The sequence below is a fragment of the Paenibacillus sp. FSL R7-0313 genome (assembly GCF_037969885.1).
Taxonomy (GTDB): domain Bacteria; phylum Bacillota; class Bacilli; order Paenibacillales; family Paenibacillaceae; genus Paenibacillus.
The window spans coordinates 1,471,387-1,494,051 of record NZ_CP150219.1 but is presented as its reverse complement, the minus strand read 5'-3'; the positions used below and the strand labels follow the sequence as shown (position 1 = coordinate 1,494,051).

Annotated in this window: 19 protein-coding genes and 1 pseudogene; 2 read left to right on the top strand and 18 right to left on the bottom strand. The window is 47.9% G+C overall.

Annotation, left to right across the window (positions count from 1 at the left end):
- Positions 1 to 192: 192 nt before the first annotated feature.
- The 13 genes from NSQ38_RS06605 to NSQ38_RS06545 all read right to left on the bottom strand — a co-directional run bounded on the left by NSQ38_RS06605 (position 193) and on the right by NSQ38_RS06545 (position 14,763).
- On the bottom strand, positions 193 to 1,860 hold the full coding sequence (locus NSQ38_RS06605; protein ID WP_339787972.1) for a hypothetical protein: 1,668 nt from the start codon (positions 1,858 to 1,860) through the stop codon (positions 193 to 195).
- A gap of 1 nt (position 1,861) precedes the next feature.
- A complete protein-coding gene (locus tag NSQ38_RS06600) occupies positions 1,862 to 2,647 on the bottom strand; it encodes an ABC transporter ATP-binding protein (RefSeq protein ID WP_047840868.1) in 786 nt (261 codons plus the stop codon).
- A 234-nt stretch (positions 2,648 to 2,881) separates the two neighbouring features.
- Entirely contained in the window at positions 2,882 to 4,285 is a 1,404-nt protein-coding gene (locus NSQ38_RS06595) for an RICIN domain-containing protein (RefSeq protein WP_339790415.1), read from the bottom strand.
- Between the two features lie 139 nt (positions 4,286 to 4,424).
- A complete protein-coding gene (locus tag NSQ38_RS06590; RefSeq protein WP_091035743.1) occupies positions 4,425 to 4,616 on the bottom strand; it encodes a hypothetical protein in 192 nt (63 codons plus the stop codon).
- Positions 4,617 to 4,751: 135 nt separating this feature from the next.
- On the bottom strand, positions 4,752 to 5,348 hold the full coding sequence (locus tag NSQ38_RS06585; RefSeq protein WP_339787969.1) for a PepSY domain-containing protein: 597 nt from the start codon (positions 5,346 to 5,348) through the stop codon (positions 4,752 to 4,754).
- Between the two features lie 277 nt (positions 5,349 to 5,625).
- Complete coding sequence (locus NSQ38_RS06580; protein WP_339787966.1) at positions 5,626 to 6,426, bottom strand: PepSY domain-containing protein; 801 nt, start codon at positions 6,424 to 6,426, stop codon at positions 5,626 to 5,628.
- A 78-nt stretch (positions 6,427 to 6,504) separates the two neighbouring features.
- Positions 6,505 to 7,881, bottom strand: coding sequence for an ATP-binding protein (locus NSQ38_RS06575; protein ID WP_339787963.1), 1,377 nt, complete (start codon positions 7,879 to 7,881; stop codon positions 6,505 to 6,507).
- Positions 7,878 to 8,633, bottom strand: a complete 756-nt coding sequence (locus tag NSQ38_RS06570; RefSeq protein WP_339787958.1) for a response regulator transcription factor — start codon at positions 8,631 to 8,633, stop codon at positions 7,878 to 7,880. Before NSQ38_RS06570 ends, NSQ38_RS06575 begins: the two co-directional genes overlap by 4 nt.
- A gap of 55 nt (positions 8,634 to 8,688) precedes the next feature.
- Complete coding sequence (locus tag NSQ38_RS06565) at positions 8,689 to 9,333, bottom strand: SDR family oxidoreductase (RefSeq protein ID WP_036671628.1); 645 nt, start codon at positions 9,331 to 9,333, stop codon at positions 8,689 to 8,691.
- Between the two features lie 317 nt (positions 9,334 to 9,650).
- Positions 9,651 to 10,832, bottom strand: a complete 1,182-nt coding sequence (locus NSQ38_RS06560) for an NAD(P)/FAD-dependent oxidoreductase (protein ID WP_036606574.1) — start codon at positions 10,830 to 10,832, stop codon at positions 9,651 to 9,653.
- A 24-nt stretch (positions 10,833 to 10,856) separates the two neighbouring features.
- Positions 10,857 to 11,303 carry a DUF1641 domain-containing protein gene (locus NSQ38_RS06555; protein WP_017691658.1) on the bottom strand — a complete coding sequence of 149 codons (447 nt, stop codon included), beginning with the start codon at positions 11,301 to 11,303 and terminating at the stop codon, positions 10,857 to 10,859.
- Between the two features lie 690 nt (positions 11,304 to 11,993).
- Entirely contained in the window at positions 11,994 to 13,793 is a 1,800-nt protein-coding gene (locus NSQ38_RS06550) for an RNA polymerase sigma factor (RefSeq protein WP_339787955.1), read from the bottom strand.
- Between the two features lie 37 nt (positions 13,794 to 13,830).
- Entirely contained in the window at positions 13,831 to 14,763 is a 933-nt protein-coding gene (locus tag NSQ38_RS06545) for a hypothetical protein (protein WP_051447001.1), read from the bottom strand.
- A gap of 190 nt (positions 14,764 to 14,953) precedes the next feature.
- On the opposite strand from NSQ38_RS06545, the gene NSQ38_RS06540 reads away from it, so the two are divergent.
- Complete coding sequence (locus NSQ38_RS06540) at positions 14,954 to 15,130, top strand: CsbD family protein (RefSeq protein ID WP_074092719.1); 177 nt, start codon at positions 14,954 to 14,956, stop codon at positions 15,128 to 15,130.
- Between the two features lie 164 nt (positions 15,131 to 15,294).
- Here the strand turns inward: NSQ38_RS06540 and NSQ38_RS06535 are convergent, their stop codons facing one another.
- Positions 15,295 to 16,296 carry an NAD-dependent epimerase/dehydratase family protein gene (locus NSQ38_RS06535; RefSeq protein WP_338589230.1) on the bottom strand — a complete coding sequence of 334 codons (1,002 nt, stop codon included), beginning with the start codon at positions 16,294 to 16,296 and terminating at the stop codon, positions 15,295 to 15,297.
- Between the two features lie 152 nt (positions 16,297 to 16,448).
- Between NSQ38_RS06535 and NSQ38_RS06530 the strand changes: the two genes are divergently transcribed.
- Positions 16,449 to 16,967, top strand: coding sequence for a cupin domain-containing protein (locus tag NSQ38_RS06530; RefSeq protein WP_133386258.1), 519 nt, complete (start codon positions 16,449 to 16,451; stop codon positions 16,965 to 16,967).
- A gap of 161 nt (positions 16,968 to 17,128) precedes the next feature.
- On the opposite strand, the gene NSQ38_RS06525 is transcribed toward NSQ38_RS06530, so the two are convergent.
- From NSQ38_RS06525 to NSQ38_RS06510, 4 genes and pseudogenes are all read right to left on the bottom strand, one after another.
- Complete coding sequence (locus NSQ38_RS06525) at positions 17,129 to 18,211, bottom strand: DUF1835 domain-containing protein (protein WP_339787951.1); 1,083 nt, start codon at positions 18,209 to 18,211, stop codon at positions 17,129 to 17,131.
- 73 nt (positions 18,212 to 18,284) lie between these two features.
- Entirely contained in the window at positions 18,285 to 18,920 is a 636-nt protein-coding gene (locus NSQ38_RS06520; RefSeq protein WP_339787948.1) for a TVP38/TMEM64 family protein, read from the bottom strand.
- Positions 18,921 to 19,212: 292 nt separating this feature from the next.
- Positions 19,213 to 19,647: pseudogene (locus NSQ38_RS06515) on the bottom strand (HNH endonuclease); the annotation flags it as partial.
- Positions 19,648 to 21,238: 1,591 nt separating this feature from the next.
- Positions 21,239 to 22,414, bottom strand: a complete 1,176-nt coding sequence (locus NSQ38_RS06510; protein ID WP_338589237.1) for an acyltransferase — start codon at positions 22,412 to 22,414, stop codon at positions 21,239 to 21,241.
- Positions 22,415 to 22,665 lie beyond the last annotated feature (251 nt).

Sequence of the window (22,665 nt, the reverse complement as noted above, 5' to 3'; positions counted from 1 at the left end):
GTTCGTTAGAATTTATATTTCAGAATTTTACCCTGAATAGGTTGTCTCAGGTTCGTTAGCGCAGCGGACGAGGGTTCTATGGGGTAGTATCACCTATCAAAAAGAGCTAACCCCGACATCCGTGTCCAGGTTAGCTCTTTTACCCTCTCTTATTGTTTAGTCCTCTTACTCTCTTTCTCTACTACTCTATTCTCAAACTGCAACCGGCCTCTTCTTCGCTGTCTTCTTCTCTCGAAACAGCAGCGTCCATAGTAACACATTCGCTACGATCAGTAGCGCACCGTAGATCCAGATGCCCCCCGATACCGAACGGAAAAAGACATGGACTCCCCATAACATGGCAAGCACAGGGAGGGCGGCGAATACATACCAGCCATCACTTTGCTGCGCCATACTGAAAGATTGGGAGAACGGCGGCTTACGCAGCAACAATTTGCCTGCCAGTGGGACAAGTGCCGTAGCCGTCAACAAAATTATCGCAATATCCGGCAGTATCCGTGATCCAAATGCCCAGGTGAACAGAATGGCATTTGCCAGAAATATAGGCAGGAACATGTTGCACAAGAATGCCTTCAGAGCGCCTTTGTATAACGCGCTATCATTCGCCATCGGTGCAGCGCGAAAGGTCCAGAACGCCTTATATTGTCCCGAAAATTTCAACATGACCACAACCGTTACAACCAGCATCAGCACGATATAAAAAGTGTATACAAACGAACTTTGCCTAAACTCAGCCCAGGTAGAAGACTGCAATTCGGTAAACCAGAATACATAAGGTAAAACAAATGATAAACCAAGCGATGGATACACCTTCAGCTTGAATTCCCGTTCATTACGCATCATGCTGGCTGACAGACGGAAGCAAGCATGCTCCTCTCTGGAACGACTGACCACCTTGGAGATCAACCGATCCCATCTTCCGCGTCTGCGTCCGGAGGACTGACCCGAATGTGCCATTTTCTCCAAATACAATTCAAAGGAAGGCATAAGCTTCACATATGCGATCAGACTTACCACAGGAACCAAAACTGCAAGGGCTGTGAACGTGTAGATCCATACATTCCCGCCCCCTGCGAATAACCATTCGTAGGCAGCCGCATACCATAACGGAGGCAACAGCAACTGCCACCAAGCTGGTGTAAATACCATACCAAAGTCAATAATACTGAACGAACGGATGACCAGCTGATAACCGATTGCAATCCCCACGGAAAGCAGAATCTGTACCATATTGATCATATCCTTCAGCTTCTCGCCATCCAGAAACTTCATCATGAACAGATAGATCAGAGACGTTGTCACCAGAATCAGCATATTGATCAGAATCAGTTCTACAAGGAAAATCAGAAAGAATCCGATCCCATGCGTCACTAACGCGGCAATTAGCGGTATACCGGTTAATGAACCCGTCAGCAATAGCAGATAAACGCCTGCATGGATGGCTCGGGCCATACCTACCGTTCGCCCATTAACAGGCTTGGTCATAATAATATTACGATCCCGAATGTCCAGCAGTACGGAGGAAAAATCCGAGATCATGGACGTCATGATCATAAACATTAAGATACCAAACACAAGCCCCATCTGAAGCATGAAATGCCCCGTATCCCAGACGATGAAGGGGACCATCATCAGTCCCATTAATCCATACAACCACAGGGAACGAAGAAACTGATTCCCTTCCTTGCGCTCTTTTTTCCCTGAATTGTTGGATAAAATGGTAGGTACTCTGCGTTGATCCATCTGAAATTTCACCCGCAAAATCAGGCGAAGCACATCATAATCCGCCCCTGTTCTGGCGATGATCGGACGAAAGCGATCCAGAATCTTGAGTGTGCGGAAGTCGGAGGATTCCTCCATATCAGTACACCTCCTGCACAATCGATACAAATCGCTCCGCAATGGCTTTGTGCTCATTGAAGCCTGTCAATTGATTAAATACTTCCTCCAGCGTCCCTTCCATGGACTGCTGTTGGAGCTGCTTGAACGTACCGTCTGCCACCACGCGTCCTTCAGCGATCAGTACAATTCGACTGCTGATCTTCTCCACCACATCCATGATGTGTGACGAATAGAAGATCGTTGTGCCTTTAGCTGACAATTGTGACAAAATCTCTTTGACCACCATCACACTATTGGCATCCAATCCGCTGAGTGGTTCATCCAGAAATAGCAGATCCGGGTCATGCAGCAGCGCAGAGATTAACAGCACTTTCTGACGCATACCTTTAGAAAAGGATGCAATGCGGGAATGATATGATTTTTCCAGCCCAAAACAATCCATCAATAGCTTGGCTTTGTAATCCGCATCTTCATAGGACATGCCGTATAACTCTCCCGTAAAAGTCAGATACTCCGCAGGCGTTAATTGTTCGTACAATTCCGCGACCTCCGGAACATAACCGATTCTGCGCTTATACTCTACATCCCCATCCGCAATATCTTTACCAAAGATTCGCACCGTGCCTACATATCCTTCAACCAGCCCGAGTAAAATCTTAACCGTTGTACTTTTGCCAGCCCCATTGGGACCAATATATCCAATCATCTCACCGCGATTCACTTCCAGATCGATGCCATTCAGCACATAACGTCCGTTATATCTCATACGTAAGCTTTCAATTGACAGCACTTGTTGTTCACTCACTTCGTTATCCAGCTCCTGTCTCTATCTTTTTCTACAATTCTACTAGTTTACCACAGATTGGGATGGTAATGATCGGAAATAGGTCACGATATCAGCCATCGTCTGGATATCCCCTTTGAGTATGAGCATCACGTAACAAGCGTGAACACATCACAAAGCCCCTGTCCCACCTTACGGTAAGAGACAAGGGCTTCCACTTTATGTTGAACCTTATTTTATAATATTTAAAACGTCTTACTGCACCTTAACAATCTGAAAATGCTGATTCGTGCCGCCATTATCCGTCCACTGGATGGCCGCAGCCCCATCTGCCAGGGATTGACCGGAGATGTCCAAGACCTTGCCTGTACTGCGGTTCTTCAGTTTATAATAACCACCACCTACATGGACGAGCTGCCATTGCTGACTGGCCCAGCCGCCATCATTCCACTGTTCAATGACAGCCCCATCGGTCGTGGCACCATTTTCCACACCGATTAGCTTACCACTGGAACGGTTGATGATTTTGACATAGCCGCCACCCGCATCGGTAATCTGCCACTGTTGACTTGTTGTTCCCCCATCTGCTCGCTGCTCCAGATCCGCACCGTTGGCGGAAGAACCCCCGATGACATTAAGCAACTTGTTACTTTTACGACTAATCAGCTGATATGAAGCATTCGGGTCCCATACATCCGGTGTATTCACTCCGGTCACGATCCCTGTTGCTGTATCAATCGTAATACTGCTGGCCCAGTTCATCGCCAGACTGGTTGCGCTTGGGAATGAAAGTGGCAGCCAGACATACTTGGAATCCTGCACAGGTCCGCTCCACGCTCCAGCCCAGCGATCACCCATGTAGAGATAGGAGGTTGTTTGTGAACCCTCTACCGGAACAACATAGGTGGATTGGGAACCATACGTTGTACTGTCTCCAAAGTTACTGAGACCGCTCCATGTGCCTGTAATGCTGGAGGCTGTCGCATATTTCGCCTGATTCGGATTCCAGCCAGTGGCACCCGAGGTGATCAGGAAGTAGACGCCATCTTTTTTGAATAGGGCAGGTGCTTCACGATATTGTCCGGGCCACAGTGTTGTGACAAGGGATTCCACACCGAGGAAATCCGGGGTCAGCTTATATATATTCAGATCTGCATTCACTCGGGTCGCGGAGATCAGATAAGCGGTTCCGTTATCGTTATACACCGTCATGTCTCTGGAATCATACCCAAGTGGACGATAGCTGCCCACATACGTGTAGTTGCCATCAACCGTATTCGAAGTAGCTACGGCCACTCGGGCCTCGCCATAATCCAGACCATTCTCCTTGTGCATCCACAGCACATATTTGCCAGTCGAACTGTTATAGATGACCTTCGGGCGTTCAATGTTGGAGATATTTAACTCGGCTGCCGAGCTGCTGGTGAGCACATCATTGCGATACTCCCAGTTCTTCAGATCCGATGAACGATACACCGATACCGCCTTGAACGTTCCATTCGTATTACGATTCTCCCCAAACCAGTAATAATACCCATTTGCCTTGATCATCCCGCCCCCATGAGCATGAACGACATTGCCATTGGTATCCTTGAACTGTATCCCGTTCGTTACACTGAGCGGAGCAGCTGAAGCATTCGGTCCGGGTGCGAGCAGCATACCTATTGATTGCAGCGCCAAAACCAACACAAGCAAATAACTTAAGCGGTGGGTAAAGCGACGTGAATGTGTATTCTTTTTCAACCATCCATCGTTCATAGCCATATCGTAATGCACCTCCATATTTTTTGTGAAGCGCTTACATAAAATAAAATCGATATGTCTCATCTGCCTCCGATCGATGATGCATTTTAGCAATAGAATTCTTGGCAAGATTGGCTGGGCATTCACCTCCTTGATTCCGATTGTATCCGCCACGTTCCTGCTCGGATAGTGAACAATCCGGCGGAAGATGTACAATTTCATACTCCATTCTCTTCATCAACAGCAAAAAGACGCTTCCCCCGAAGCGTCCTCTGCTATACCTGCCCTGCCCCTCCATGATGTAACGATCTCTAGCTGTGTGCGGCTGTTGATAGGCAGGTTTTTATATGATGTTTTATCGGCGTACTCTCGCCCTTATTGCTTAGTCTTGGTCGTCAAAATCCTGGTCGAACGATAACACTTTACCTGTGTTGGCATCGATATCTACATCTGCTTCACCTTGAGCGGTTCTCAGTTCGATCTCATACACATAGCGACCATCATCATGATCCAGCTCGACTTTGGTTACTTTACCACCCGTAACTTGTTTCAGCGCAATGTTTGAAGCTTGGGATGCCGTCAATTTGACCTGCTTGGAAGCAGAGTTGTTAGATGTGTTGCCTGTCACATTATCTTTATAATCGTCGTCATCATCGTAGTCTTCATCATTCACGACCGCAAGAATTTTGCCTGTATAAGCATCCAGACGAACGACAACATCATTGGTTCCTTTTCTGTCGATCTCAACTTCATAGAACGTTTGGCCGTTTCTACGCTCCAGATCCACGTCATCCACTTTACCATCGGCTGCTTTTAACGCCAACGCTTTTGCTTGTGATGCATTCAGCATTTTACCTGTGCTGTTCTGATTCTGTGTTACAGATTGTGTTGTTGACGTTGGTGTAGTTTGCACCGATTGTCCGTTCACATTCCCGCTAGCCGCTACGGCTGATCCACCAAGTAATACTGCTGCTGACAAGCTACCAATCCAAAGTTTATGTTTGTTCATCATCATCATTCATCTCCTCGTTGTTGTTGTTTCGTTCTCGTCTACATTTATAGAATAACCTGCAGGAATGAGAGATCAGCGAGAGTTAGATTAGAATTTGATGAGAAAATGAAGAGAATGCTCATTTAATAAGTGTTCATTATGTTTGTAATCTAAAAGAAATGAAAAAGATGACCCCTAAACTAGGAATCATCTCTCTAAAGCAGTTCAACACTATAACTATATTTAATGGGTTCTTTGCAAAAGGTTAATCCTCGTCCTCATCCCAAGTCACCGAACGAATCGCTCCTGAGATGGCATTCACCTGCACAATAGCCTCTCGGCCATCCTCCAGATCAATTTCAACCAGATAATATGGATTCCCACTGTTGGTTCCACGCAGTTCGATGTCGTCCACTTCTCCCGGGACCTCCGCAAGTGCCTTCTGCTTGGCTTGTTTCTCGCTCAGAAACTGAGGTTTGGGATCATCCTTGGTTGGTTCAGTTGTCGGGGCTGCTATTGTTTTGGAAGCTATCGTCTCTCCCGTGTATGGATCAATCGTGAGTTCTTCACGGCTGTTATCCTTCGCCTTCACGACCGCGGTGTATACCGGACTGCCTTGCTGCTCCACAAGTTCAAGCGAGACCAATTGGTTATCTGTTTGTTGTTTTAACAACGCCGTCTTGATCTGCTCGCGGCTCCATAACGTCTTTTCTTCCGCTTGTGGGTTCGACTCCAGCCGTTTGATGGAATTCACGGTAGCCGTGACGGCATCCACTTGCACATCATATAGGCCAGTCTCCGAACGGAGCTGCATGATATACGTCCCGTCCTTCAACGTGGAATTCACAATCTCACCTGGATATTGATCCAACACCGATTGGGCCGCCGCATCTGCCGTAAGTACCGCACCAGTCGATTGCCACGGCTTCCACCACACAACTGCTGCCACAATCAGCACAACGAGAAACCCCGGCCCCCACCAGAGTGATCTTCGCGATTTCGCCCATCCGCTATTCCCCTGTTCATGCCGTTTCATCTCCGGTGGTCGCTGCTCATGCTCTGTCATCACGTTTCCCCCTATGCACTCTCTTATCATCCCCAGTTGATCTGATGCTTATCAGTATATAAGAGAAGAATGAGAATTTCATGAGAGCGGCCCGTTCTGAACCGATAAAGGCAAAATAATCGAAGCCTCGGTGCCTTCACCCTCGGTGCTGGTCAGTTCGATCCGTGCTCCAACTGCTCCTGCAAGCTCTTTGGCAAGTGACAATCCCAGACCTGAACCGCTTGCGCCTAAGCTGCGTGTTCTGGCTGGATCAACCCGGTAGAATCGGTCAAATACCTTCTCCAGCTCGTCCTCCCGCATACCAATCCCGGTATCCACGATCCGAATACGGCACTCTTGCCCCTTGGCTTCCAGCCTGACTTCAATTGCATCTTCACTATACTTCCGGGCATTATCCAGCAAAATAAACAAAAGCTGCTTCAGCTTGCTCTCATCGCTGATCGCCCAGATTGGACCTGGATCTTCACACCGCACTTCACGGTGATAGGCTTCGCGAAACGCACGTGTGGAGTCTGTAGCCAGTCTCGTGATATCCACACGCGCCAACTGTACATTCCACTGCTCTGGCTGCTTCGCGAGCAGTAGCAGCTGTTCGGTCATCTCTCGCATGCGAACCGATTCGGACAGAATCGCCTCCACCGCTTCATCAAATACCTCGGGCCGCTCTTTTCCTCGCCGCTGTAGCAGACTGGCATAGCTTTCAATAATGGTCAGCGGTGTTTTGAGCTCATGAGATGCATCGGATACAAATCGCTCCTGTCGTTCAAAGTTGGATTCGAGCAGATCCATCATCCGGTTGAACGTTTGCCCCATCGTTTTCAGTTCATCCTTCGACCCTTCCTCCAGTGGAAGACGCTTGAATTGGCCGCTGGACTGTATATCAGTCATCGTGCGTGTCATCTGCTGAATCGGTCTGGTCATTCGATTCGCAAGAATCCGGCTGGAGATAATGGCTGGAATGAGAGCAATAATCGTGACCGCCACAAGCACAGTCCGCAGTACAGACAGACGATTCTCCGTCTCTGCAATGCTCTCGGTGACCTGTACATTCACCACCTTGCCATCAGGCCAGATGACCGGGACTGATACCCACACATAACCAATCTGCTCAACTTGGGTATACTCTGATTTCTTCTCACTTTCGTACTTATAAGGTAGCTTGCTCAGCTGCTCGGAAGCTGCTGTTGTTGTCACCGGGGAACTGGTGCCGTCTTCATTAACGATCCGAAGCATGCCGTTCACAGGCGCGTAGGCCCGCAGTAAGTCGTCCGGCGGAATGGAGCCGGCAGACTGACGCACTCCTTTGACAATAGACTCCGCTTCCGCTTCCACCCGATTAACCTCGTTATCAATCGACATCCGTTCAAACACGATGTAGACCGACAGGTTCACCGCGATTAACAGCACAGCAAATAATACAGACGAATATCCGTAGATTTTACTACGCAGGCTCATAACTGTTCCTTCAGGACGTATCCTACGCCCCGTACGGTATGTATTAAGGGCGGTGTGAATCCGTTATCCACCTTTTTGCGCACATAACGGATGTACACATCCACCACATTGGTATCTCCATAATAATCGTAACCCCACACAGCCTGCACAATCTGATCACGACTGAGCACCTGACGTTGATTCTGAAGCAGATACACGAGCAGGTCGAACTCACGTGGAGTAAGCTCAATGGCCACACCATCTCGGGATACCTCTCGCGTACCTTCATTTAGTTTCAACCCGGCAGCCGTCAACCAGCCCGCCTCAACTTCATCCTGATGCCCAGAAGAGTCATTCCCCGTATCAGCAGGTGTAGACGAAGAAGCGGAAGAAGCAACAGACGCCACTGCACTAAGCCGCAATGCAGCCCGAACTCTGGCAAGTAGCTCTTCAATCTGGAACGGCTTGGTGATGTAGTCATTGGCTCCGAGATCCAGGCCGGATACTTTGTCCTCTACAGAATCTTTGGCAGTGAGCATAATGATCGGAACCGTAGCATCTTTGGCCCGAACTCGCCGCAACACTTCAATTCCACTCATACCAGGCAACATCACATCCAGCAGAATCAGATCCCACTGTCCTTCTGCATACTTCTCCAGTCCTTCTGTTCCACTTCCAGCCTTGCCCACCTGATATCCCTCATACTGTAGTTCCAGTTCCAGCAGACGTGCTATTTTGGGCTCATCCTCTATGACCAGCACGGCTTCGTTCATGCAGCGCTCCCCCTCATCCCCATCATTTCATTCTCCCGTTATCTTACAATAACATCTACAATTTGCCCAAGGCATCTTCAACCGGATGCTCCCCGGCAACCAGATCAAAGGCCATTCGGTACGTCTTCTCTTCCTGCAAAGAAGCCACGATTACACGGGCCACATCTTCACGCGGGATACTCCCCGGTTCCAGATCGGTTCCAACTGCGATCTTGCCTGTGCCCGGTTCATTCTTGAGACCACCTGGACGTATAATCGTGTAATTGAGATCACTTGCAAACAACGCACGATCCGCATAATGTTTCGCCACGTAATAAGGCTTGATGGACTCTGACCACTTCTCCCGTTGATCTGCGCCATACGCACTGACCAGAATATATCTGGAGATTCCTTGCTGCTCTGCGGCTTCCATCGTTTTCACCGCACCGTCGAGATCAATCAGAAGTGTTTTGTCCTGACCGGTAGATCCGCCAGAACCCGCCGTAAACACAATGGCATTATGATCCTTCATTGCCTCAGCCAAATCCTCTACACTACCCTCCAAGTCACCAATTACCACATCTGCACCGAGTTCCTTCAGTGCATCCGCCTGCTCCGGTTTGCGGATCATAGCCGTTACTTTATGTTTGCCTTCCTGTGCCAGCTGCTCCACCACAAACTTACCGATTTGTCCATTTGCTCCTATAACTAAAACGTTCATACGTCATTCTCCTCTCAGTTGAACGGATGGCTTGATGCGGCTCCCCGATCCTTTTATTTAAAGGTGCTCATCCTATAATTTAAACGAAAGCCGGCGCTTCTAAGCGCCGGCTTCATGTCTATGCCCGTTCAGTACATTTATGAAATGTGAATTCTTCCGTTGTCCCATTAATATGCCATATCCCCTAGGTACTTTATACGCGACCTCACATTTGACCACTTCTGCCGCACCTTTTTTCCATCTGAATATCTGTTTTCCTTTGTAATGGTGACAACCAAAAAGGACGCCCAAAAGGGCGCCCTTGAATGGCATTAAGATTAGTAAGCCAGTGCGAACAAACCGTGAATATGAGCCAGGTAACGGATGTTACTTGCTTCTTTCATCATGGTTGCAGGCAGACCTTTCAGACGAGTCTGGTTGCCACCGATCATGCCGACAGCATCTTTACGACCCAGACTTCCCAGCGTACCGGAGAATACTGGTGTGAAGGATTCCATTGCGCCACCTTTGAACATAACGCCCAAGTTGTGACCAATAGTCTCACCCATTTGCCAAGCCAATTGTGCTGTTGGAGGGTAAGGGCGAGCGCCTTCGCTAGGGAAGACCACTGCGCTGTCACCAGCAACAAACACGTCTTTGTGAGAAGTAGATTGCAGAACTTCCGTAACTTTCGCACGGCCACGATCCACTTCAATTCCGCTGTTAGCAACAACAGCGTTGCCTTGTACGCCACCTGTCCATACGAGTGTGTTCGTAGGGATGGAGCTGCCGTCTTTCAGCAGAACTTCGTTTTCTTTCATCTCGGTAATCGCTACGCCAACGATGAAGTTAACGCCACGTTTCTCAAGACTTGATTTAGCACGTTCAACCAGCTCTGGCGGGAATCCTGCCAGGATGGAAGGACCTGCTTCAACTGTGTACAGGGATACTTCTTTGAAGTCGATGCCTTTTTCTTGACATACTGCAGGAAGCAGGTCAGCGAATTCGCCAACAAGCTCAATACCTGTCAAGCCGCCGCCACCAATAACAAACGTAGCGTCTGCTTTGTTGCCGGACTGTTTGTAAGCATCAAGACGTGCTTCAACGTGTGCACGAATACGGTTTGCATCGCTAACCGATTTGAGCGTGAAGCTGTACTCTTGCAATCCCGGAATTCCGAAGAATGCCGTTTCGCTACCCAAGGCAACGACAAGTGCATCGTAAGAGTATGTGGAGCCGCTGGTCATCAGAACTTTCTTCTCGTCCGGCTTGATTGTATCCACCGTATCGATTTTCAAGTTCACGTTTTTGCCACGCAGCAATTTTTCGAGTGGAAGAGCAACTGCTTGTTCAGCAATGCTTCCCGCTGCAAGACGGTGCAGTTCCGTGATAATTTGGTGTGTAGGGTAACGGTTCACGACAGTAATTGTCGCTTCTTCCGGAGACAAGTATTGACGTGCAGTCAATGCAGTCAACAGACCGCCGTATCCTCCACCCAAGATCAAAATTTGCTTCGACATATCCATCCTCCGTTCTTCTAAGTCTTAACGTTTCGGTTGTTGACGCTCGTTCAAGATGCTCAAGAAAGATTGAGCAAAACGAAGCGATTGTTGTACGTTTGGATCTTTAAGCATTTTCAGCATAGCGAACAAGCCAACTGAAGTTTGCTCTGTTTGCGCACGGTCATTGGCTTCGATGGCAGCAGAAGCTACACCTTTAGCTTTGTCTACAACAGGCTTAGCGAACTCGCCCATTGCGCTCATTGTGTCGCTGATCAGAACTTTGTCTGTTGCTACACTTTGTGCAAAGTCATAAGCTTTCGTCATAGCAGTAACCATTTCAGCCAATTTAGGCAGGTTCTCCACCAGAACGGTTAAAGACTCCTGTACCTCAGGCTTCATCAGTTGATCCAGAACGTCCAAGGACTGGCGCTCGGAAACGTTGGCACCTTCTGTAACTGGCACCTCTTGTTGAGTAGGCGATTGTGACATAAGAGAAAGTCCTCCTTTACTTTGGGATAGAAGTCCGCGACTTTCATGATGCCTGTCAAGCAGAGCCGAACCACAAAATACATCGAATACATCTAAATGTACCAAATTTCACACAATAGGATGAGCGTAGCTCATGGCCACTCCCATATCATGCATTGTATCTTGGATCTATTGCGGACAACAGGTGTTGACGCACAAAACGACAAGCAGGCCGAAACCGAACTCTATACCCTTATATTACACCTCTTACACATGAACATGAAAAAGAAATTTTTTACACTTGTGAAGATATTGTGAACATTGTAACAAAATCGATTTTTTTGTCAACCCATGAAGGCAGGCTAAAGCCGCCGATCCTCCTGTCCAAGATCCGTATTACTACCACATGTGGTATTAAGACAAGATCACATATGACCAGATGTGCGATATGTACACAAGGAAGGATTTGTTTATTCAAATGTTCAGGAATTGTTTTCCAATATCACGATAATCATGCAACGAAATTGGTCACTGTCGTTATTATGCAGCGTTGGGCTCGGCCTTATTCCATCATTGAGACATCTTTTCTATTTCAAGTATGAACCTCTTGCGTCACGAATGCAAAAAAAAGACAGAAAGAAGGCCTGACGGATCGCCCTGCCTCCTGATATTTGTTTTCACTTTTTGCCCGATCTGATCGATACAATTAGGTCACACCATAACTATTTCTGGGGAATGCTGATCCATTTCTTCAAGCAATGCTTTTATTGCAACGACGGCGGCTCGCTCCAATTTCTCCACTTCCAGAAGTATCGAGATAGCCTGATCGGCATGAAGCTTCTCATTAGGCAGTCCTCCATCTGGAAAAGGAAATAATGCCGCGAGTGTATTTAACTTTTGGGACATGTTTCGATATAACTCTTTTGCCTGAAGACAGAATGGAATCAAGTTGGAATAGCAGGCAGTCGAAGCCCACTTTAGAGAAAGTTCTTTGAAAAACTCACTTGCATAACGTCTTGCATCCCACAAAACTGCAATGTTATAGGCGTGACCGTTCGGTTCTACCCGTCTGTATTCTAGGGCTTCTCTCCAGACTGCATAGGCAGCCACACCACTGACTGTTTTCGGCAAGGTATACGGGTCCTCTCCACGATAATGAGCCAACGCAGCTGTCAGTGCCGCGCGCAAGTTCATTTCTCGTATCATGCCATCTGATTCGGCTGCCAGTACAAATACTTCCTGATTCACACCCCGGCCTACATGATCATAGGGAATTGTTCCTGATTTAATGAAATCGGTACCGTATAGGGTCCGGGCTGCGTCATCATAGCCATAGATCAACCCGAATTCCGGAATATTCAGGTCCCACACAACGGCCGGAATTCCCCGATGAATGGCGTAACGTATCAGGGAGAGGGCCTGAACAAGTCTTGGATTAAGCAACCTTTTCCCCTTCGCTTTCTCCTCTAGCATCGAAGGATCGACCAGATTGGCATTAAGTCCCGCTTCGCTCGCCAAAGCCTCAACCGCATGGGAACGATAACCCATATGTTGCAATCCTCTTGTAAGCACCTCTTTGAAGTTATAGGCGGTAGGTCCAGCGATATGTATGTCCTGAGGCAGGATGGTCAGACGAAAAGAAAGTCCACTCATCCCCATAACCATGGGAAGAGACGGAGATGGACCGATATAACCTAACATCTCGTGAATGGATGCTGCTGCCGAGTTCCAGGTTTGGGGAGCCCGAAACGAAAGGGGCTCCTCCAGAGTCACTCGATTTTGCCCAAGTGAATTCCACTCTGCCAGCATTTCTTCTACAGATAAATGAATATGAAGCTGAGACACTTTTTTACGTGAACGGGACAGAATTTGATACACATTGGCAATTGTCAGGTTGAATTTGTAGGCCATTTCTTGCGGTGACAGCTGCTCCATCCAATATGATGTGAAGACCTGTTGTTCTCTTTCATTCAGACAACCCAACAGCCTGTGGAGATTGTTCCTCATTTCCTGCTGAGCAACAGCTTGATACGGATCATAGCCTGTTTCCTGCGATCTCCGATTTGAGTCATTCAGAAGATGATTCAGCGTCATGTCGAGTGAGTCTTGATCGCTCCATGAGGTATCATCGGCTCCAAATCCAAATGCAAAAAACGAAGAAAAATGTTGTTCCCTCTGCTGCTTTTGGCGCTGCATATGTGAGTACGCCTGATTACGTATAATACGCTGCATCCAGGCCATAAAACGCTCAGCATTCTGAAGCTGTCCCATATGAATGAACGCACGAATAAGCCCATCCTGTAAAATGTCTTCTGCGAGATAAGAATCATACGTAAGTGCTCGCACATAACGAAACAATTGCCCACGGTGACGGTGAATCAAATCTCCAAAAGCCTCTGTATCCCCCGTTTGGGCTCGTTGGATAAGCGTGATATCCGGCTCATTTTGACGATCCTCTAATATCTCATCTTCCCCTGGCCTGATATGGCGATTATTAGTTAATCCATCCATGTATATCTCCCTTCCTTATAACGCCGCTCCACTTTCATTACTCCATCTTCAGAATAGAAGCTTCGATCATGGCTTCCGTCTCCGCGAGTGCCACCATGATTGTCGCAGCAGCCTCCCAGTTCCGAGAGACAAGACGGGATTGGCATTCCCCGAATTGGCGGGATTGTGCGTATTTCAAAGCAGATAGGTCAGGATGGATTGTTTTAAAAAACAAACCATAATCATGGGCACGACGCGCGCCTACTGGCAGAGCAAAATACACATAATGAGCCCACTCATTATCATCGATTGCTCCAGCACGAACCTGTTCCGCCTTATGCAGAATGGCTGAAGCTCCGGTTCGTCCTTCCTGTGCAGCAATATCATGGGTCTGTTCTGTAAGGGTTGATTTGAACCAAGTAAAAGCCCGACGGTTAATCTCCTCCAGATCAGGATGTTCAATGCGTTCAGGACTCCACCATCGTCGATACACACCGCTACTCCATGGGAATTCAGACTTCCATGCTTCCTCAAGTTTATCCAGTGTCAGGAAGACATTGGGGAATCCGGCTGGGTCATGCAGGCATATTTCATCGCCCTCCATGCTCAACGCCACTACATAATGATCGCAACCACCCAGGTTGGGAGAGTTGGGATTGTAGACGAGTTTGCCCATATCCAGCGGACCCATCATGACAGGACCCTGCTTCAAAGCCTCTCTTAGCTCATCTACAGGCATCTCTGTACCCCGTGCTTGCACACTTTCGCGCACACTAAATCCCAGAATGCTCATCGCCTTGCTGATGGCCAGATCAGGACTAGATGTACAGTCATCAAAAAACAGAAGGTCTTCCTGCGTGCGGAAAGCTCCGAGGGAAAAGCCACCTATAGCTTCAAGGACACTCGGGTCAACCTTTTCTCCGATGGACGACAGCAGCATTGAAGCTGAATTAGCATAACAATACGCACCATTGCCAATATAATTGCTCATATCATAACATCCTCTCATTCCTTTAATGAAGCACGCGACTATGCAATGCCTATACTTATACTGACTCTCCATACAGGTCATTTCTGACAGAATATCCAGAACAATTTCTGCCTGTATCACAATAGCAACGTTTAGAATAAGGACATCCCGGTTAATAAGGACTACACCAGAAACGAAGGAGATGTTCGATATGAGTAATTCAACTGGCGATAAAATCAAAGCAGGCGTAAATAAAGCCAAAGGCGAAGTGAAGGATCAGATCGGTAATGCAACCAACAACAGATCCCTTCAGGCTGAGGGTAAAAAAGACAAAGCCAAAGGTGCTGTACAGGATAAAATTGCCGACATTAAAAAAGATCATCACTAGATCCTTTTAATGTGAAGGTCCAACAGCACGATGATTTCGTGCAATAGATTATTTTAATAGCCTGACCGTCCGTGTTCGGAAGCTATCCGAAAATGAGACGGAGGCGCAAAAAAGCCAAGGAAGGTGTTACTCAATACACCCTTCCCTGGCTTTTTTTGTGCGTTCTATACTGCTGGAACTGCGTATCTTGCCATATCGATAATGAAACTGCGCGTTTCCCTTGTTGTATGGTATTCACGACTGAACTGTCTGACCCATTCGGGATGTTCCCGATACCAACGGAAGGTTCTTTCCAATCCTTTTTCCAAAGTGGTTTGAGGTAACCACCCCAATTCCGCTCGCAATCTCCCTGAATGTACGACCAGACTGGACCCCCTGGACTGGGTTGGTTCTTGCTCCCGGATCTCTACAGCAGCTATAGATCGATCCATCGGTTTCAACAATTCCCCGATTTCCTGCATGGTTGTTCCAAGCCCTGTCGATATGTTATAGACCTGTCCATCTTTGCCTTTCAGCATGATCTGTTCAATGGCCCGGAGGGCATCATCTACATACAAGAAATCACGTACTGCCGATCCCTGGATATCAAGAGGCAGTCCATCCAGCATTCGACCGAAGTTTCGGGGAATAATACGGTCTGGCAATTGCCATGGACCATAGAGGTTGGTCAAACGAAAGAGTTTGACTGGAAGCTGGTAACATTGAGCGTAGGAGTGAGCAAGCATTTCACACGCGACTTTGGATGCGGAATAAGGTGAGACAGGTGCATACGGATCTGATTCGTGATAGACTCTGCCCCAATCACCGCCATACACTTCAACGGATGAAGCCAGCAAGACTGGAATGTGATGTTCGGTCGCATATTGCAGAATAGCCTGTGTGCTGAGTGTATTATTGCGGAAAACTTCTCCTGGCTGATGATACGAATAATCCACGTGTGGCATGGCTGCCAGATGAATAATGTAATCTGTTCCTGGAGGCAGATGAATCCGGTCCGATGCAAGGTCACAACAGATGAACGGCATCTCATGCAGAGGAGAAATGTGAACAAGCCTCTGACAATAATCATCCCGATCCAGAAGGATAATTTGATGCCCCTTTTGCGCCAAATACTGCGAAAGATTAAATCCCACAAATCCAGAAGCCCCTGTAATCACAATGTTCACACACGATTCCCCCTTGCGATTTATACAACGAGTGCATTGAAGAGAGTATATGTACTGAGTATAACCTTAAAATGATACATTTTGTATCATTTTACAATTGTTTTTTGTTCGTCTTTGAGTTTATAGGGTAATTTATAGTGAGGTGATGTGAGATGAATGAACGGAAAAAGGACATAGAGACGTTATTCCTTCAGGATGACGGTGTAATTCCCAATCATCCGACCCTGCCTGTGCTTTTGTATAAGAATGTATGGGCTGAAGAGGCTCTTCATGCAGAATCGTTGCTGAACCGTAATGGATGGGGGAATAGCTGGTTGAATGGTGTGTTCAATTATCATCATTATCATAGTAATGCTCATGAGGCTCTTGCTGTGGTGAGTGGATTCGTGGAACTGATTTTAGGCGGAGAAAATGGACAGAAAGTTTACCTTCAGACAGGCGACGTTGTCGTGCTTCCCGCTGGAACAGGGCATAAACGTTTGGAGTCCAGCACTGATTTTCGTATTGCCGGTGCTTATCCGGGCGGCATGAGTTACAACACACGCACAGGTGAAGAAGGCGAGCGACACAAGGCTCTTCAGGAGATTCAAGAGGTTCCGATCCCGGATACCGATCCGGTCTATGGGCAGCACGGACCGCTACTAGAAATCTGGAATGGGAAGAAATCTTAATACAGTGATGATCATAAAGACGATTGGACAATGCACAAGCGAAGTTGGTTCAGTAATCAAGGATGAAAAATAGACTGTTCCCCGGACAAGTAGTAGAATCATGCCGGAGTACAGTCTATATGTTTTTCTTTAATCTCTAATCTATCGCACGCCAGCAACTTTTAGTTCAGCTCCGTACTCGCAAGTCGGATACTGTAGTACCTCATCGCATGTGGCCTACCTTCCATCTCCAGTCGTCCCTGCAGTACAAGTTGACGTATTCGATATTCAATAAATGCGTCTCCCACAGTTTGTTCTAAATATCCAAGTACTTCACCTACAACACGGGCACATATTATAAATTCATCAGATTGTCTGGTTAACGTAAGGTCTCTCACCTTTTGCATAATGAAATCATCAATTCCGTCCTCGGACACGCTATGGATCTTACTATCCTTCATTATTCGCAGAAGGCCTCGTTGTTTAGAGAGAGAATCCCACTCTTGCTCCATCTGCTTGCGCTCTTCTAAAGACACCGGCTCTGCATTTACACAGTGGTTCCACATGGCCAACAACTTCTCGGAAACAATCTCTCCTGTTCTCCAAACATCATACTCGATATCAGGGTTATGGAATAACTGCTGATACAGTTCACTTGTCTCGATCAGATAAACAGGACTCTTCCTGTTACGCAGCAAATGAATAGCATACAGAAGACCCGTTTTCTCATGGGCGTTATTAGCATACCAAATGGTAATTCTAGTCTCTTCATCAATGGAACTCATCACGGTATTTAATTGAATCAGTTCATCTACGCCTTTGATAGCGTAATTTCCGTGTTCACTCAAATAAAGTCGCTCCAGTAACCAGAGGTGTCTACGTTGTAGAACTATCCTATCAGTGAGATCTCCCAATGGGCCAATCGCATAGTAGTCATTCATAGAATAAAAACGCCGCTCCAAGCGTCCAGGAACGCTACCCATGGCAACCTTAATGCTACCCAACGGCGATTCACCAATCGCTATATGAATTTCACGCGGCTTCTGTGTATCAAGCAATTGCTGCTCAGCTTGCTTCCTATTCCTTTCCTCGTCTAACCCCTCAAAAATCCGCTGTACACTCACTGCAAAATGAACTGAATGTTCTTCTGTCTGATGACTGACTGCCATGTCCGCCCTAAGATAGAGCATACGCAATAATGAACGAAGCTCTTCTTCATTCATGCGATATAATTCTTTATCAAAGTCAAAGACATTTTCAATCATACTGATCCCCCTTAAAAGGTTCATCACGAGTTAATTCATAAATGCCACACAAATATACCACTGTACCCCGAAACTAGGAGGAAATTGATTTTCCAGAGGGTTGATTCAGATCATGTAGATCTTCTCCATCTGACGATGAACGGGTAAAGTGTCGCTCCAGTTTGCGGCTTGCCCACAGGGATATCGCAATAAACAGCAATACGCCTACCCAGCGTACAGGGTGCTCCAGAAATTGTTCCACATTGGAACCGATATACGTAACAGAGAAAATCATGATCGCTTTACCACAACCCACTGCAAGCAGGAAGGATAACAATCGCATTCGCGCGATACCTGCCGCCACATTAATAATGACGAATGGACCTACCGGGAAGATACTCAGCAGAAAAACATAACTGAATGCATTCCTTCGAATCCATACCATGCTGCGTTGCACACGAGGTTTGCGTGCCCATCGCTCTACAAAGGCGGATTTCCCAATCTCCCGCACAATCAGGAACGTAACGGTACAACCGAGCACCATGCCGATCCATGAATATAAAAATCCTGCCCACAGACCATATACCGCACCGTTCACGCCTACAATTAATAGCGTTGGAAGCGGCGGCACAAATGATTTCATAAACGTAAGCAAAATTCCCGGTAACGGGCCAAGGGAGCGAAACTTCTCCAGCCAGAAACGAATATTTTCTTCCGTAATATATGACATAATGTCCAATGCTGCCGGGGTCATCTGCATCCATCCAATCTATACAGTCTAAGTTCTCAGGCTTGATGTTCACTATACATTTCATCATTCATATGGATGATGAAGCTTCTTTAGCAACTCCCTCCCAGTATAACGTACATCTTCGATGAACACCGTTGTCAATTTGAAGAAATTATTGCACAGCAAACTCACTTCCCACCCAAATCAGAATTAAATCAAAAAAGCACACCTCGACCTCTGTGGTCTTGGTGTGCTCTTCATATCAAAACCCCGATTCCATGTTCGGGGGCATTTATCCTTCTTCCAGCTGCGCTTCCTGCATTGCCAGTTCAATCAGTTCTGCCTGATGTGCAGCATTCCATTCGGGAATACCGGAACGCATGAACTCTTCGGCATCCATCGCTGCTTTGGACTGGTTGCACAGATTACAGGCGCAGACACAGTTGAGCGGGGTGGTATGTCCACCTTTGGCACGCGGCAGCAGATGGTCAATCGTATCTCCATACGATCCACAGAAGTAACAGGTGTAGTGATCTCGGGTTAAAATATACCGCTTGAAATCCTTGTTGCTGAACAATCGGCGAATCGTGTACCGATTGACCACCACAGCGGCTTTTTCCTTGACCAGCGTGACCGCAAGCTCCATGTCCACTTCCTGATGCCAGCGTCTGCCCTTGTCGGTCTTGCCTCGCATCCGTACCATGCCTTGCCGGTTGGTCCGGAGCGAAGCCGGATCTTCCGGGTCGATGGCCACCGGGGCCGCCGGCGTCTGGCGGCGAGGACGGCCGTCCGTGCCAGCCCCGTGACTGCGGCTGGCATGCGAGGGTCGCTGCCCGGATGTAACGCGGGCAGCGTCTTCGCCGTTCGCCTTGGGCGCACGCTCCTTGCGCGCCTGGCGCGGCTTGGACCCTGGCGAGCCAGGCTGGCGCACGGGCGCAGGAGGCCCTGCCTCCGCAGCAGCCCCCGGCGCTTGCCGAGGCTCGCGCCCGGTGGCGGCAGGCTGTGCCTCCGCCGCCGTAGGTGCAGCGACCGTGGTGGCATCGCCACGGTCGCTCAAGGCCGGCGCATGGGCCTCAGCAGCTATGCTGCGGGCCTGCCCTGCGCCGGGCGCGAGCGCGGCAGCACGCTTGCGGCGCCGCTTGCGCTTGCGTTTGGCTGCGGTCGGTTGATCCGCAGCCATGGGCTCTGCTGCCGGGCCTTGCGGCTCAGCCGGCAGCAGAGCTTGGTGGGCCGCCGCAGCTTGCTCGGCGGCCTGCCCTGCAGCGGCTGCTCGCGCGCCAGCCCGCTGTGCAGTGCCCTTATCATTCGCAGCAGCATGAACCTCCTGCGAATGCCCTTCTACCCCACGCCAGCGCTCACCTGGCTGTGGCTTATCTCCTACCTCACCCGCCAAACAATCCTGCTCCAGACTCGTCTCTCTCAGCTCATTGCCCGTTATGCTCTCTGAACGCTTGCTCTTCCTCCGTTTTCTCCTCTTCTTCCGAATACCCGAAGAAGAGGGTGAGGAAGTCACCAAGTCAGCACGTTGATCATCATTCGAAGAATTCGAGCCTACTGACGGTTGAGACACCAGACTTCTGTCAGACTCAGACACCGTAGCAGATCCCTGCTCCACGTCATGGAAGGTACGACCTGCCTTATTTCTCGCAGATGCAGAGGGTCTGGCAGTAACAGCACGTGTCTCCAAGCCATCCCGCTGATGCTCAATCCGTTCATTCATTCGTCCGCTCACGCTTGAACCTGCATCGTGGTCAGCCTGTCCACCGAGCTGGCGACAGCTGCGGCAGGCTCCACGCCTGGCTCCGGGACCTGCCCGCTTTCCGGTTCTGCGCCGGAATTCGGACATCGGCCGCTGTTGTCCGCAATACATACACGTTTTGCTCAGTCGCGCTTCTTGTTCCGTCTTTCCTTGCCGGAAAGGGGCTGGACCCGTCTCCATGTTGTCACCTCGGTTCCGTATGAATCCGGTTTCTTTCTATTGTATCACATCTGCTCGCGAACACCCTCATGGCCAAAAGCCTGATAATCTTTCGAATTATACTCCTGAGTCTGTTCACTGCATTCGTGAAGAATGTGTTCCACATATTCCAATATATCTTGCATCGGTCTCCCGCATTTTTCGCATGTTGTCATTATATTCACCTTAATCCTGTTATCCATAATGTATTATCGTTCCGCCTTATGATTACCCCTCATACATGAAAAAGAAACACTCGTTCCCCACATCCAGCATATCTGTATAGACGAAAAAACCGTTCCCTGCTCTCCCCTAAGGTCGACCAAGAAACGGTTTATTATTCCTGTGTTGGAAAACCATCTTAACGAACGTCCAGTTGGCCCGAGTTCTGTTGTGGGACGAGACGTGGTTTGGGTTTTGGCAGATTGCCAAAGATGACCCATGCATATGGAACAAACCTTGCCGTCAATCCAACGACGATCCACGAAGCGATTAGAGCTACACCGAATCCTCCGGCATACCACAGATGCACTAACCAGGAAACACCTGTTTGCGGTGGAAATTCACGATACACCAGCAGGAAGAAGGGATGGATCAGATAGATGCCAAAGGACAATGCCCCAAGCCGATTCAGCGGCTTGACGATAAGTGAAGGCCCTTTGCGATAGAGCAGATAGGCAATCTGGATAAGCACCAGCGCACAAGCAAAGGTATGCACATTCCAGAAGAATTCGTACCACAGTGTGTTATACGTTGCGATCTTCAGACGCAGCAGGTAATAGATATACACATGGCCAAGTCCGGCAATGATCCAGACCGCCCAGAGCAGAATCCATGAAGCTACGCGTCCTTTGGTTGCATTGGCCCGACTGATGACAAACCATTGCTTGATTTTAGGGAAATATACCCCGATAAAAGCACCCAGCATGAAATAGGAGAAGTATGAGAACGCCCAGCTTCCCTTGTTGGGTACCTGGAATCCATATTTATTACTTACGATAAATGCCCATTGAATCAATAATCCAATCGGTACAGACCATTTGACCACGGAAGGATACTTCTTGAGCAGCCATAACACCAATGGGAATAACAGATAGAATTGCATGTTAATAAACACAAAGTACAGATGCGTATAGGCTTTACCCGTAAACAATTTCGTAATGAAACTTACAGCCGATTCGCCAAACGGTCGGCCCTGATAATGCGTGAAATGCAGAATAACAAAATACATCAATGAAAACAGGAAGTACGGAAGCAAAATATACACAAATCTTTTCTTGTAGAAGTTACTTACGAGTTTCTTATCCAGCGGACGGGAATAATAGTTATAGAACAGTACGAAACTGCTCATAAAAATAAAGGTTGGCGTACCATATTTCATAAAGATATTAATAAAGTTGTACAGCCAGTAGTAGCCTGAACCCGTCATGTCCACCGTCGCATAGGACGTGGAATGCACGCACAGTACGCCGATAATTGCCATGGCACGCACCAGATTCAGCTCTGGAATTCGCTCTCTTTTCAGTGTTTCACTCATGTTTACGTTTCTCCTTAATGTGTTCGTCAATATGTCAGATATGACTTAATACAATAAAGCTCTCTATCTATTAAAAGCCATAATGCTTAAGATGGATAGTCCATTTTCTTAACAATTCCTAAATTTTCAACACATTTCACACTATTTTCATGTCTATATATGTAAAAAAGACCGCGAGTACGCGGTCTGTGGGACATCCTGCTCTCAACCAAATGAATATTGGATCAACCGGATGAGAATGGTAAATTTGG